The following is a 14,031-nucleotide window of genomic DNA, read 5'->3' on the forward strand; positions in this document are numbered from 1 at the left end:
CGCCGGGCTGGTGCGCTGCCGCAAGACGGCTGCTGCATGGACTGCCCGGACGCGGTTGGTCTTTTTTTAAGACTATCGATCGATTATAAACCGAGCGCCGATCCTTACAGGGCAGGGCACGGGCGCGCACGCCGGATCGCGGAGCTTACAGCGAGGCGAGCAGGCGCAGAAGCGGTGGCCCGAAGAGCGGCACGAGTATCAGTCCCCACGTCATGATGAGCACGACGAACGCTACGGTGACGGCCGCGCTGCCGAGATCCTTCGCGCGTCGCGAAAGCTCGTTGCGCTCGAGCCCGATGCGGTCGATGGCGTTCTCGATGCTCGAATTGATCAGCTCGACGATCAGCACCAGCATCACCGAGCCGAGCAGCAGCACGCGCGCCACTGGCTCCACGGGCACGAAGATGCCGATCGGCACGAGGATCGCCGCGAGCGTCAGCTCCTGGCGAAATGCGCTTTCTTCGCGGATCGCCACCCGGAAGCCCGCGATCGAATTCTTGAGCGCGTGCCACGCGCGTGTGAGGCCGCGATTGCGCTTGTACGGGTTGAACGGCGGCGTGAGCGGGTCGTCGGGGCTGAGCGGTTCGCGGGGCTCGTGCGGATCGACCGGTTCGGCGGCATCGTGATACGACAGGGGCGGCTGCGGCAAATCGTCCGGAGGCGCTGCTGCGGGCCTTCCCGGTGCCGCGGTGGTGACCGGCTGGACGGAGCGCGACGGTGATGAGGAGCGTGCTGACATGGCGGTGCTTGTGGATGCGCCAGTATCGCACGCTGACCTTGGCAATGCTGCTGCGCTGCCCGCGTCCGGCAAAGCGCCGGGTTCCGCGGATGGCGTCGCGACGTGCGACGCCAGCGGTCCGCCGGCGGGTTGGGCCTGTTCGTTCTCGTCGGTCGGGAGGCGCACGGTCGAGGGCCGGTGCATCGTGGAAAGGCGCGGCCGGTTCAGGCCGCGGCGCTCGTTTCCCGCATCTGCGCGCGCGGCCTGGGCTTCAGGTGTGCCGCGAACTGCTCGGACGCCGCGGCCCACGAGAAGCGCTCGGCCCATTCGCGTGCCGTTGCGCGATCGATCCTGAGCGCGTCGAGGCAGGCTTCGCGCAGATCTTCGTTCATCGCGCCGGCGTGGCCCGTGCCGAGCACGTCGATCGGACCCGTCACCGGATAGGCGGCCACAGGCGTGCCGCACGCGAGCGCTTCCAGCAGCACGAGACCGAAGGTGTCGGTGCGGCTCGGGAACACGAACACGTCGGCGGCGGCGTAGACCTTGGCCAGTTCGGGCTGGCTTAAAACGCCGAGGTAGTTCGCGTCCGGGTAGCGCGATTTCAGTTCGGCGAGCGCGGGTCCCTCGCCGCACACCCACTTCGAGCCGGGCAGATCGAGCTTGAGGAACGCCTCGACGTTCTTCTCCACCGCGACGCGGCCCACATAGAGAAAGATCGGCCGCGCCGTGTTCAGGACCTTCGATTCCATCGGATGGAAGATGTCGAGATCCACGCCGCGTGTCCAGAGCACGACGTTCGTGAAGCCGAATTTTTCGAGGTCCGATTTGACGACAGGCGTCGGCGCCATCACGGCAAGCGAGGGCTTGTGGAACCAGCGCAGGAAACGGTACGTCGCCGTTAGCGGAACGCCGAAACGCGCTTGCACGTATTCGGGAAAGCGCGTGTGGTAGGCGGTCGTGAACGGCAGATTGTGTTTGATTGCGTAGTTGCGCGCGACGAGGCCGAGCGGGCCTTCCGTCGCGATATGCAGCGCGTCGGGACCGAACGTGTTGATGCGCTCGTGCAAACGGCGCGTCGGGAACAGCGAAAGACGGATCTCGGGATACGTCGGGCACGGGATCGTGCGGAATTCGAGCGGCGTCAGCAGATCGACCTGATGGCCGAGCGCGGTCAGTTCGCGCGTCGTGTTCTTCAAGGTCCGCACTACGCCATTGACCTGTGGCTCCCATGCATCGGTCACGATCATCACTTTCATTGGTCGTCGGCCCTCTGATATGTCGGTTGGTCTCGCCCGTCGTGGGCCGTTTCGTGAGCGCCTGAAGGGGCGCCCCGAAGCGGCACGCCCTTTCAGGCGTTCACGCGTGCCTTCTTGCTCGTGCCCTGCACCTGCGGGGCCTGGATCACGGTCCAGTAGATGATCTGCAACTCGCCTTCCACGGTTTCGACGAGCGCCGAGAGACTCTCGACCCAGTCGCCGTCGTTGCAGTACAGCAGGCCGTCGATGTCGCGGATCTCGGCCTTGTGGATGTGGCCGCAAACCACGCCGTCGCAGCCGCGGCGGCGCGCTTCGTCGGTCATGACGCGCTCGAACGACGAGATGAAGTTCACCGCGTTCTTCACCTGGTGCTTGAGATACTGCGAGAGCGACCAGTACTGAAAGCCGAGCTTCGCGCGGATCCGGTTGAACCAGCGGTTCAGGAGGAGGATCAGCGTGTAGGCCGAGTCGCCGAGATAGGCGAGCCACTTCGCGTGCTGGATCACGCCGTCGAAGAGATCGCCGTGCACGACCCACAGGCGCTTGCCCGCGAGCGTCGTGTGAAACGCTTCCTCGCGAACGTGAATGTCACCGAACGCGGTATTGGTGAACTGTCGCGCCGCTTCGTCGTGGTTGCCCGGGATGTACACGACATGGGTGCCCTTGCGCGCCTTGCGCAGCACCTTCTGCACGACGTCGTTGTGCGCCTGCGGCCAGTACCAGCCTTTCTTCAGCTGCCAGCCGTCGATGATGTCGCCGACGAGGTAGAGATACTCCGATTCGTTGTGACGCAGAAAGTCGAGCAGATAGTTCGCCTGGCAGCCATTCGTGCCGAGGTGAATGTCGGAGAGCCAGATAGTGCGGTAGCGGTGCGGGGAGGGGTGATCGTCGTCGTGAGAGCCGTGGGATCCGTCGGATCCGCCTGGGTGCAGCGGCAACGGCGGTGACGCTGAAAACGACATGCCACCGGGGCCGGGCTGAAAGGCGACGGGGTCGGTGGCCGTTCCGGTGGTCTGCCGGAATAGTGTGGTCGCGGACGTCTTTTGGGCCATGGCTCACGCGGCGTGTTTGTAATGCCAGCATTGCGCCATGTGGTCGTGACCGTGCCGTGACAGTCACAAGAAGGTCTTGTTACGCAGTCCTGCACTGTGGTGTTACTGCGACAGGGGCGGTGGTGCCCACTCGCGCGCAGGCCCCGGTGGTCCCGGACTGGCGAGGTGTGGAGGCGCTCAGCGCGGCACCGCGACGACGCGCGTACCGGCGATACGGTCGTGAGGGAACTGGCGATCAGCGACGAAACAGGCGCTCGCGGCCCAGAGCGAAAACCACGCGGCTTCGGCCACGAGTGTGTGCGCGAGGGGGAGATTGAAGAGCGGGCGGAGCGCAAGCGGCGGCAGAAACCAGAGCCAGGCGGCGAGATATCGGATCGTTGCGCGCGAGAGCGACGGCGGCGCCCCGAGCGGGCCGGTCACGCGCAGGCGCCAGGTTTTCATCGGCAGCGTTTGTCCGCCGTGATGCCAGAACCCGACGAAGTACACGCCGGCGACGAGTGCGATCCACACCGACATCAGGCGATGGTAAGTAAGCCCGTCGCGCGCCTGCATGGCGAGACTGAACGCGAGCCCCGCGACAAAGATCACGCCGAAGAGCAGCACGCTTTCGTAGACGAGTGCGGCGAGGCGGCGGCGGATCGAGGCGGGTGGGAGTGCGGACGTCGTGGCGACGCCTGTCTGCGGGGCGGTTTGGGCGGCTTGCGCAGCGGTAGCAGGAGCGCGTTCGGTCACGTTGGCGTCGGAATAGGTGCGGAGCGCTGTAAGGATAACCGCGAATACCGGCGAAACGGCATAAGCGGTTTGTCGCGGGGAAACGCGGCTTACGAGCCCTTGTACAGTGCGGGCGCGTCGGCCGGCGCGGGAATCGGCGTTGCCGGGACGACGCTGGCCGGCGCGGGAATAGCCGCCGAGGCCGTTACCGGAGCATTCGTCACGCCGGACGTGCCGGGTGCAGCTGCCGGGCCGGAGGCCGGCAGGGACGTCGGCGCGTGCTGCTGACGGCGGCGCTCGCGCTCATCGACGAGGCGCTCGATGTCGCGGGTCTCGCGCTTGCCGCCTGTGGGCGGTGCACTGACGACCGTGCGGTGCTTGTGCTCGGTCGCGGCGAGACGCGCTTTCTGGTCAGGAGGGAGTTGCTGGTAGTCCGTCCATGCACGCTGGCGGGCTTGCGGCGGCAGTGTCTTGGAGACTTGATAGTTTTCCCGTGCGACGCGGCGCTGGTCGGGCGTCATGCGAACCCACTCAGTCATCCGTTCATGCAGGCGCTTTTGCGCTTCGGGCGACATTTTCGGGTAATTCGCGGCGATCTTCAGCCATTTGCGCCGACGCTCGTCGCTGAACTTGTCCCATTCGAGGGCGAACGGGGCGAGCGCGGTGCGTTGAGCGTCCGAGAGGTGCGCCCAGGCGAGCGGACTGTTACTGCCCGGAAGCGGCGCGAACGCCGTGGTGATCGCAGTCTCGACGGAAGGGCCGCTGGCCGCCGTGTCAGGGGCTATTGCAGTTGCATGCCCGGAATGGAAGCGCGGGTAGGTCGCTGCAAACGACACGAGTGCCGCGATCACCGATCCAGTCACTACGGCCAGGCCGCGCTTGTAACTCACCCCGCGAGTCTCCCGGTCAGTGCGAACGCGACAGGTACGCGTTGAAACCGTGATCGAGATACGCAGTGAGCGGCAGGTCGTCGCTCAGCATGGCGGCGTCGATATCGGCGAGTTCAGCGGTGCGCTGCTGATCCTCGAAATACGCGATGGCGAAGAGCCCCGCGACCAGCGCTGCGAGCGGCCACGCGAGCGCGAAGCGCGCGAGCCGCGAACGGCGCCGAGGCGCGGACACACCGGGCGCGGACATGCCCGCAGGCATGCCTGCCGGCGCGAACACCGGCGCACGCACGAACACCGGCTCGGCTTCGCTCTTTTTGTGGGCGAGCGCAGTACGGCGAGCGACGGCGAGTCGATCGGTGGTGGATACGGGCAAGCTGGCTGCGCTCTCGTCGAGCGCGCGGCGCAGCTCCCGCACGAACTCTGGTTCTGTGTTTTCGAGAGCGGAACTCATAGCGTGATTCCTTTTGCCTTGAGCGCTTGTGCCAGCGTGTGGGTAGCCCGCGAGCAGTGCGTTTTCACGCTGCCTTCGGAGCAGCCCATAGCGGCGGCGGTCTCAGCGACATCCATATCTTCCCAGTAACGCATCAGGAACGCCTCCCGTTGACGTGTCGGTAATTTCTGGATTTCATCGTCGATCAGCTTGAGCACCTGCGCCCGTTCGATCTGCTGCTCGCTGCTTTCGGCGCCAGCCGAGCCCTGCTGGGCCTCGAAGGTCTCCAGCGGGTCGAATTCCTCGTCCTCGGCGTTGCCGAGCGACGAGAACAAGCTCACCCACGTATTGCGTACTTTCTGTCGCCGAAAATAATCGTGCGTCGTGTTTTGCACGATGCGCTGGAACAGGAGGGGGAGTTCGGCCGCGGGCCGGTCACCGTATTTCTCCGCGAGCTTGATCATCGCGTCCTGCACGATGTCGAGCGCGGCGTCATCGTCCCGCACGGCGTAGACCGTCTGCTTGAACGCGCGTCTTTCGACGCCCGCCAGGAAGTCGGCAAGTTCCTTGTCTGATGCCATCCGTTGCAGGGCGCCGCCACCAGCGTACGCGTAATCGTTTGAAAAATGTCGTAAAACTCGCGGATCCTAGCAAATTTTCGAGCCGATGGGGTAGCGGGCCGTTCGGGTCGCCGGATTTGCGCGTTGGCCTGGGCGTTGTCTCGGTGTCGGTCTTTGCAGTCGCGTCACATCCGCACGCCGGTCTGGCGGACCATCCCGATCGATGTCAGCCCGTTCGCTTCGTTGCAAAAAGGGTACAAACCTTCGCAAACCTGTCGTGGCGCCGGGTGCGACATGGCGCGACGTAATTTCCGGCCTGACGCGGCAAGATTTGCTTGACCGGCAGGACGCGACCCGCTATCTTCGACGGTTCGCAACATAAGTGACCTGTCTCAATTCAGGTGTGGCCCATGAGGCTCATCTGTCAACTGGACGCGCCGCTTGAACCCGAGCCACAAGCCCGGCAGAGAGCACCCGATCAATTTTTTGCCGAAAATTCGAAAGGTGAATGATGAATATGCCTAGCGCGGAATTCTCCACGTCGGTTTCCCCTACACCAAACGCAACACCCGAATCTGACCCTCAAGGCTCGAGCAGCCAGTCCATTGGCGCGACCGTGCTGATGAAGGCGCTCGCCGACGAGCAAGTCGAATTCATCTGGGGTTATCCCGGCGGCTCGGTACTCTACATCTACGACGAGCTGTACAAGCAGGACAAGATCGACCACATCCTCGTGCGCCACGAGCAGGCAGCCGTTCACGCGGCCGACGCCTATTCCCGCTCGACCGGCAAAGTTGGTGTGTGTCTCGTGACCTCGGGTCCCGGCGTCACCAATGCGGTGACCGGTATCGCGACGGCCTACACGGACTCGATCCCGCTGGTCATCATCAGCGGTCAGGTGCCCACGGGCGCGATCGGCCAGGACGCATTCCAGGAATGCGACACGGTCGGCATCACGCGTCCCTGCGTCAAGCACAACTTCCTCGTGAAGGACGTGCGCGACCTCGCGGCAACCGTCAAAAAAGCTTTCTACATTGCGCGCACCGGCCGTCCCGGCCCCGTGCTGATCGACATTCCGAAGGACGTGTCGAAGACGCCGTGCGCGTATGAACCGATCAAGAGCGTCTCGCTGCGCTCGTACAACCCGGTCACGAAGGGCCACTCGGGGCAGATCCGCAAGGCGGTGCAACTGCTCCTGTCGGCCAAGCGTCCGTACATCTACACGGGCGGCGGCATCATCCTCGCGGATGCGTCGCGCGAACTGAACCAGTTCGCCGACCTGCTCGGCTACCCGGTGACGAACACGCTGATGGGCCTCGGCGGCTATCGCGCAAGCGACCGCAAGTTCCTCGGCATGCTCGGCATGCACGGCACGTACGAAGCAAACATGGCGATGCAGCATTGCGACGTGCTGATCGCGATCGGCGCGCGCTTCGACGACCGCGTGATCGGCGACCCGTCGCACTTCGCGTCGCGTCCGCGCAAGATCATTCACATCGACATCGACCCGTCGTCGATTTCGAAGCGCGTGAAGGTCGACATCCCCATCGTCGGCGACGTGAAGGAAGTGCTCAAGGAAATGATCGAGCAACTTCAGCACGCCGAGCACGGCCCCGACACCGAGGCGCTCGCCGACTGGTGGAAGGACATCGAAGGCTGGCGCGAGAAGAACTGCCTGAAGTTCGACCGCGGTTCGGAGATCATCAAGCCGCAATACGTCGTCGAAAAGCTCTGGGAGCTGACGGGCGGCAACGCGTTCGTCTGCTCGGACGTCGGCCAGCACCAGATGTGGGCCGCGCAGTTCTACCGCTTCAACCAGCCGCGCCGCTGGATCAACTCGGGCGGCCTCGGCACGATGGGCTTCGGCCTGCCGGCCGCGATGGGCGTGAAGATGGCGCACCCGGACGACGACGTCGTGTGTATCACGGGTGAAGGCTCGATCCAGATGTGCATTCAGGAGCTGTCGACCTGCAAGCAGTACGACACGCCCGTGAAGATCATCTCGCTCAACAACCGCTACCTCGGCATGGTTCGCCAGTGGCAGCAGATCGAATACAGCAAGCGCTATTCGCATTCGTACATGGATGCGCTGCCCGATTTCGTGAAGCTCGCCGAAGCGTACGGCCACGTGGGCATCCGCGTCGAAAAGACCGCGGAAGTCGAGCCCGCGCTCAAGGAAGCGCTGCGACTGAAGGACCGCACGGTGTTCCTCGATTTCCAGACCGACCCTTCCGAAAATGTCTGGCCGATGGTTCAGGCCGGCAAGGGCATCACCGAGATGCTGCTCGGTTCGGAAGACCTGTAACGGTCATTGCACGCACCGCTTCGACCTCGCGCGGCGCGCGTCTCCACAAAAGGCGCGCGGATTCGCGGGGAAGGGCGGCGGCTCAAACTGGATAAATCGCGGAACACACCATGAGACATATCATTTCCGTTTTGCTGGAAAACGAGCCGGGCGCGCTTTCGCGCGTGGTCGGCCTCTTCTCCGCACGCGGCTATAACATCGAAACCTTGACGGTGGCGCCGACCGAAGACCGTTCGCTGTCGCGCATGACCATCGTTTCCGTTGGCTCCGACGACGTGATCGAACAGATCACGAAACATCTGAACCGCCTGATCGAGGTGGTGAAAGTGGTTGACCTGACAGAGGGCGCCCACATCGAGCGTGAGCTGATGTTGATCAAGGTTAGGGCGGTCGGCAAGGAGCGTGAGGAGATGAAGCGACTGGCGGATATCTTCCGCGGCCGCATCATCGACGTCACCGAAAAGACTTACACGATCGAACTGACGGGTGCGAGCGACAAGCTCGACGCGTTCATCGAGGCGATCGACGGCAGCGCGATTCTCGAAACCGTCCGTACCGGCGGTTCGGGCATCGGGCGCGGCGAACGCATTCTGAAGGTGTGACGTCCGGTAGTATTCGCTACCATTCGTCAATTCAGATCGGCGATTGAATACCGGAAGCCTGCCGGGGCGCGGCGCAAATGCAGCGCCTCGTGCAGCAAAGAAACAGTAGTACCGAATCTCTCAATTTTTAGTATCTCGCCAGGGAACAGACATGAAAGTTTTTTACGACAAGGACGCCGACCTCTCCCTTATCAAAGGCAAGCAGGTCACCATCATCGGTTACGGCTCGCAAGGCCATGCTCATGCGCTGAACCTGAAGGACAGCGGCGTGAACGTCACGGTCGGTCTGCGCAAGAACGGCGCATCGTGGAGCAAGGCTGAGAACGCCGGCCTCACGGTCAAGGAAGTCGCCGATGCGGTCAAGAACGCCGACGTCGTGATGATGCTCCTGCCGGACGAGCAGATCGCCGACGTGTACGCGAAGGAAGTCCACGCGAACATCAAGAACGGCGCTGCGCTCGCATTCGCGCACGGCTTCAACGTCCACTACGGCCAGGTGATTCCGCGCGCCGATCTGGACGTCATCATGATCGCGCCGAAGGCGCCGGGCCACACGGTTCGCGGCACCTACTCGCAAGGCGGCGGCGTGCCCCACCTGATCGCCGTCCACCAGGACAAGTCGGGCGCGGCGCGTGACATCGCGCTGTCGTACGCAGCAGCGAACGGCGGCGGCCGTGCCGGCATCATCGAAACGAACTTCCGCGAAGAGACCGAAACCGACCTGTTCGGCGAACAAGCCGTGCTGTGCGGCGGTACGGTCGACCTGATCAAGGCCGGCTTTGAGACGCTGGTCGAAGCGGGTTACGCGCCGGAAATGGCGTACTTCGAGTGCCTGCACGAGCTGAAGCTGATCGTCGACCTGATCTACGAAGGCGGCATCGCGAACATGAACTACTCGATCTCGAATAACGCCGAGTACGGCGAGTACGTGACGGGCCCGCGTGTCATCACCGCCGAAACGAAGAAGGTCATGAAGGACGTCCTGAAGGACATCCAGACCGGCGAATACGCGAAGAGCTTCATCCTCGAGAACAAGGCTGGCGCACCGACGCTGCAGTCGCGCCGCCGCCTGAACTCCGAGCACCAGATCGAGCAGGTTGGTGCGAAGCTGCGCGCGATGATGCCGTGGATCGCGAAGAACAAGCTCGTCGACCAGTCGAAGAACTAATCTGGTGTCGATGCTCTGATCGCGCACGCGGCCGGTTTTGACCAGGGTCGCAGCGCGTCGGCATGTTCCAATAAAAGCCGCCCAGGTGGGATGAAGCCTGGGCGGCTTTTGCTATCCTACGGTTTTCAAAAATAACACCGACGCCACCATGAATTACCCTCATCCGATCATTGCCCGCGAAGGCTGGCCGTTTATCGCCATTGCGGTCGTCGTGGCGCTCCTGATCCATGCAATCGCAGGGTTGGTCATCGCCTGGCCGTTCTGGCTGATCCTCATCTTCGTCGTCCAGTTCTTCCGCGATCCGGCGCGGCCGATTCCGCAAGAGCCCAATGCCGTGCTGTGCCCCGCCGACGGGCGCATCGTCGCCGTCGAGACCGCACACGATCCGTATGCAAACCGTGAAGCGCTCAAGATCAGCGTGTTCATGAACGTGTTCAACGTCCACTCGCAGCGCTCGCCTGTCGATGGCGCCGTCGCCAAGGTCGAGTATTTTCCCGGCGCATATCTGAACGCCGCGATCGACAAGGCGTCCACCGAGAACGAGCGCAACGCCGTCGTCATCACCATGGCCGACGGCACGACCGTGACTTCGGTGCAGATCGCCGGGCTGATCGCGCGTCGGATTCTCTGCTACGTGCGCTCGGGCGAGCCGCTCTCGCGCGGCCAGCGCTACGGCTTCATCCGCTTTGGTTCGCGCGTCGACGTGTACCTGCCGTTGGGCAGCCGTCCGCGCGTGTCGATCGGCGAGAAGGTGTCAGCCTCGTCGACGATCCTCGCCGAACTGCAATCGCAATCGGCCTAAGGAGGGAAGCGATGGCCGGATTCAAACCGCGTCGTCCCCGCAATGCGCCCGGCGGTCCGCTGCCGCGGCCGTTTCGACGTAACAAGTCGGTGGCGGAGCCCGTGGGCGCGGTCGCGAACCGCCGTGCTGCGCGCCAGCAGTTCCTCAGAAAGCGCGGCATCTATCTGCTGCCCAACGCGTTCACGACCGCCGCGCTGTTCTGTGGCTTTTTCGCCGTCGTGCAGGCCATGAATGTGCGCTTCGAGGTCGCGGCGATCGCGATCTTCGTCGCGATGGTGCTCGACGGCATGGACGGGCGCGTCGCGCGGATGACGCATTCCCAGAGCGCGTTCGGCGAGCAGTTCGACAGCCTCTCGGACATGGTGTCGTTCGGTGTTGCGCCCGCGCTCGTGATGTACGAGTGGATCCTCAAGGATCTGGGGCGCTGGGGCTGGCTCGCCGCGTTCGTCTACTGCTCGGGTGCGGCGCTGCGGCTTGCGCGTTTTAATACGAACATCGGCGTGGTCGACAAGCGCTTCTTCCAGGGCCTGCCGAGCCCCGCGGCGGCGGCGCTGATCGCGGGCTTCGTCTGGCTAGCCACCGATAACCGCGTGCCCGTCAAGCTCGCGTGGTTGCCGTGGATCGCGTTCGTGCTGACGATCTACGCAGGCGTGACGATGGTGTCGAACGCGCCGTTCTACAGCGGCAAGGCGCTCGACGTGCGCCATCGCGTGCCGTTCGCGGCGACGCTGCTCGTGGTGGTGGCGTTCGTGCTTGTTTCGTCGGATCCGCCGCTCATGCTGTTCGGCCTGTTCGTCCTCTACGGCCTCTCGGGCTACATCTTCTGGGCTTACCAGGCGATGCGCGGCCGTGGCAATCCCGCGCGTTCGTTGCCGCGCGAGCGGTAGCGGCAAGTTTTCGGCGCGTCGCTACGCGCCATGCTCCCTGGGGGCCGCTTGCATGCGGCCCCTTTCTTTTTTGCCCTGCGCGCCGGGGCGGTGAGGGCACTGGCCGCTTCACGGTCACGCCGATTGCGCTATCGGCAGAATCCGGCTATAGTCGGCCACATGGAAACGACCATGTTCTCCCTCCTTTCTCTTCTAGCCGGTGCGCCGCTACGCGCGCTAGCACTAGCGCGCCTGCCGCGCTGATCTCGCTCGCCCTCCGTCTGCTTCGTTCATTGTCAGCGTCGCCAACGGTGGCGCGAACACCCGAACTCCGTTTTTAGACACTGAACAAGCCCCCTGGAGACCCGAAATGGCAGCAGACAAGCTCATCATCTTCGATACGACGTTGCGTGACGGCGAGCAGTCGCCCGGTGCGTCGATGACGAAGGAAGAGAAGATCCGCATCGCGAAGCAGCTGGAGCGCATGAAGGTCGACGTGATCGAGGCGGGCTTCGCGGCCAGCTCGAATGGCGACTTCGACGCGATCCACACGATCGCCGGCATGATCAAGGACAGCACGATCTGCTCGCTCGCCCGCGCGAACGACAAGGACATCCAGCGTGCCGCCGATGCCCTGAAGCCCGCCGATCACTTCCGCATTCACACGTTCATCGCGACCTCTCCGCTGCATATGGAGAAGAAGCTGCGCATGTCGCCCGAGCAGGTGCTCGAGCAGGCGAAGCTGGCGGTGCGCTTCGCGCGCAAGTTCACGAACGACGTGGAATTCTCGCCGGAAGACGGCAGCCGCTCGGATCTCGACTTCCTGTGCCGCGTGCTCGAAGCCGTCATCAACGAAGGCGCGACCACGATCAACATCGCCGATACGGTCGGCTACGGCGTTCCCGAGTTGTACGGCAACCTCGTGAAGACGCTGCGCGAGCGCATTCCGAACTCCGACAAGGCTGTCTTCTCGGTGCACTGCCATAACGACCTCGGCATGGCGGTCGCGAACTCGCTGGCGGGTGTGCAGATCGGCGGCGCGCGTCAGGTCGAATGCACGATCAACGGTCTCGGCGAGCGCGCGGGCAACACGTCGCTCGAAGAAATCGTGATGGCCGTGAAGACCCGCAAAGACTACTTCGGGCTCGACCTCGGCATCGATACCACGCAGATCGTGCCGGCCTCGAAGCTCGTTTCGCAGATCACCGGTTTCGTCGTGCAGCCGAACAAGGCCGTGGTGGGCGCTAACGCCTTTGCACACGCGTCGGGCATTCATCAGGACGGCGTCCTCAAGGCGCGCGACACCTATGAAATCATGCGCGCGGAAGACGTGGGCTGGAGCGCGAACAAGATCGTGCTCGGCAAGCTCTCGGGCCGCAACGCGTTCAAGCAGCGCCTGCAGGAACTGGGCATCGCACTCGACAGCGAAGCCGAACTGAACCAGGCGTTCGCGCGCTTCAAAGAACTCGCTGACCGCAAGGCCGAGATTTTCGACGAGGACATCATTGCGATCGTCACCGAGGAATCGGCACAAGCGCAGGAGAAGGAACACTACAAGTTCATCTCGCTCGCGCAGCACTCGGAGACGGGTGAGCGTCCGCACGCACGCATCGTGTTCTCGGCCGACGGCAAGGAAGTGACCGGCGAAGCCGCGGGTAACGGCCCGGTCGATGCGACGCTCAACGCCATCGAAACCGAAGTGGGCAGCGGCTCGGAACTGCTGCTTTATTCGGTGAACGCAATTACCACCGGCACGCAGGCGCAGGGCGAAGTGACGGTGCGTCTGTCCAAGGCGGGGCGCATCGTGAACGGCGTGGGCACCGATCCGGACATTGTCGCCGCGTCGGCGAAGGCGTATATCTCGGCGCTGAACAAGCTGTACTCGGCCGATAGCGACAAGCTCAATCCGCAGCGTTCGTAATCGACGGACCGTAGAAGGCAAAACCCCCGCGTGTGCAACGTGCGGGGGTTTTTGTCTTTTGGCACGGATGACGCGCGTTGTTCAGCGCGTTGCGCAGATTCGCGCGGCAAGGATCAGAACATGTGCCGACGATCCGGATCGTGCAGCGGATCAGGCGTCTTCTGCGTGAGACGCAGGATGCCGTCGTTGTCGAAGTAGAAGCTGTAAAGCATGTACCAGACGCCGACGTCCATATAGCGATAGGTCCATACCTCGCGCTGCATCAGCGGGAAATACGAGGTTTCCATCGGACGGCCGAAGTTCACGAGCACGTCGGCGCGCGTCCACTTGCCGATCTCGGCGCGATAGAACTCGTTCGTGTCCAGCACCTGGCGCACGTTGACGACTTTGCCGTGCGCGTCGATGTCGGCGGCGACGGTGGTTTCGCCCATCGGCTGAGTTGGCCACATCAGGCGCTTGCCGCCGTCGGGCAGATCGTAGACCTCGCGCGGCTGGCCGAAGCGCGCGATGACGGCCTCTCCATCGTCGCCCGCGTGGAATTGAGTCCACGGCTGCGCGCAGCCGGCGAGCGCGAGGGCACCGAGGCCCGTTATCAGCACGCGGCGCGCACCGCGCGGCAGGCGGAATGCAATGGCAGTAGTAAGGCGGTTGAGCATGGAGTCTCCCGATGACGCCATTATTGTCCGACCGGTATTTTGACATGCGGAGTGCCACATGGGACGAGGTCGCTGGCGGGCTTGCGGTTGCGGC

14 protein-coding genes are annotated in these 14,031 nt (G+C 63.8%); 6 read left to right on the plus strand and 8 right to left on the minus strand.

From position 1 onward, the window contains the following. Positions 1-145: 145 nt before the first annotated feature. The 7 genes from L0U80_RS04530 to L0U80_RS04560 all read right to left on the minus strand — a co-directional run bounded on the left by L0U80_RS04530 (position 146) and on the right by L0U80_RS04560 (position 5,638). Entirely contained in the window at positions 146-739 is a 594-nt protein-coding gene (locus tag L0U80_RS04530) for a diacylglycerol kinase (RefSeq protein WP_233862786.1), read from the minus strand. A 203-nt stretch (positions 740-942) separates the two neighbouring features. Continuing rightward, positions 943-1,974: a glycosyltransferase family 4 protein gene (locus L0U80_RS04535; protein WP_233862787.1), complete on the minus strand. Its 1,032-nt coding sequence runs from the start codon at positions 1,972-1,974 to the stop codon at positions 943-945. A gap of 92 nt (positions 1,975-2,066) precedes the next feature. Then, entirely contained in the window at positions 2,067-3,026 is a 960-nt protein-coding gene (locus L0U80_RS04540) for a UDP-2,3-diacylglucosamine diphosphatase (RefSeq protein WP_233862788.1), read from the minus strand. A 177-nt stretch (positions 3,027-3,203) separates the two neighbouring features. Further along, entirely contained in the window at positions 3,204-3,665 is a 462-nt protein-coding gene (locus tag L0U80_RS04545; RefSeq protein WP_233865669.1) for an RDD family protein, read from the minus strand. A 182-nt stretch (positions 3,666-3,847) separates the two neighbouring features. Further along, positions 3,848-4,627: a DUF3106 domain-containing protein gene (locus tag L0U80_RS04550; RefSeq protein WP_233862789.1), complete on the minus strand. Its 780-nt coding sequence runs from the start codon at positions 4,625-4,627 to the stop codon at positions 3,848-3,850. A gap of 16 nt (positions 4,628-4,643) precedes the next feature. After that, positions 4,644-5,078, minus strand: coding sequence for a DUF3619 family protein (locus tag L0U80_RS04555; RefSeq protein WP_233862790.1), 435 nt, complete (start codon positions 5,076-5,078; stop codon positions 4,644-4,646). After that, positions 5,075-5,638: an RNA polymerase sigma factor gene (locus L0U80_RS04560; RefSeq protein ID WP_233862791.1), complete on the minus strand. Its 564-nt coding sequence runs from the start codon at positions 5,636-5,638 to the stop codon at positions 5,075-5,077. The genes L0U80_RS04555 and L0U80_RS04560 overlap by 4 nt, the downstream gene beginning before the upstream one ends. 490 nt (positions 5,639-6,128) lie before the next feature. On the opposite strand from L0U80_RS04560, the gene L0U80_RS04565 reads away from it, so the two are divergent. From L0U80_RS04565 to L0U80_RS04590, 6 genes are all read left to right on the plus strand, one after another. Beyond that, entirely contained in the window at positions 6,129-7,922 is a 1,794-nt protein-coding gene (locus L0U80_RS04565; protein ID WP_233865670.1) for an acetolactate synthase 3 catalytic subunit, read from the plus strand. Positions 7,923-8,032: 110 nt separating this feature from the next. Further along, positions 8,033-8,524 (plus strand): acetolactate synthase small subunit, encoded by a 492-nt coding sequence (ilvN, locus tag L0U80_RS04570; protein ID WP_233862792.1) that lies wholly within the window; start codon positions 8,033-8,035, stop codon positions 8,522-8,524. A 151-nt stretch (positions 8,525-8,675) separates the two neighbouring features. Next, positions 8,676-9,692, plus strand: a complete 1,017-nt coding sequence (gene ilvC, locus L0U80_RS04575; RefSeq protein WP_233862794.1) for a ketol-acid reductoisomerase — start codon at positions 8,676-8,678, stop codon at positions 9,690-9,692. A gap of 148 nt (positions 9,693-9,840) precedes the next feature. Beyond that, complete coding sequence (locus L0U80_RS04580) at positions 9,841-10,494, plus strand: phosphatidylserine decarboxylase (protein WP_233862795.1); 654 nt, start codon at positions 9,841-9,843, stop codon at positions 10,492-10,494. A gap of 11 nt (positions 10,495-10,505) precedes the next feature. Then, on the plus strand, positions 10,506-11,381 hold the full coding sequence (pssA, locus tag L0U80_RS04585; protein ID WP_233862797.1) for a CDP-diacylglycerol--serine O-phosphatidyltransferase: 876 nt from the start codon (positions 10,506-10,508) through the stop codon (positions 11,379-11,381). A gap of 349 nt (positions 11,382-11,730) precedes the next feature. After that, positions 11,731-13,281 (plus strand): 2-isopropylmalate synthase, encoded by a 1,551-nt coding sequence (locus L0U80_RS04590; protein ID WP_233862799.1) that lies wholly within the window; start codon positions 11,731-11,733, stop codon positions 13,279-13,281. A 113-nt stretch (positions 13,282-13,394) separates the two neighbouring features. Here L0U80_RS04590 and L0U80_RS04595 read toward each other — a convergent pair whose 3' ends face one another. Continuing rightward, positions 13,395-13,937, minus strand: coding sequence for a hypothetical protein (locus L0U80_RS04595; protein ID WP_233862801.1), 543 nt, complete (start codon positions 13,935-13,937; stop codon positions 13,395-13,397). Positions 13,938-14,031: the final 94 nt, after the last annotated feature.

Source organism: Paraburkholderia adhaesiva, from assembly GCF_021390575.1.
GTDB lineage: Bacteria > Pseudomonadota > Gammaproteobacteria > Burkholderiales > Burkholderiaceae > Paraburkholderia > Paraburkholderia adhaesiva.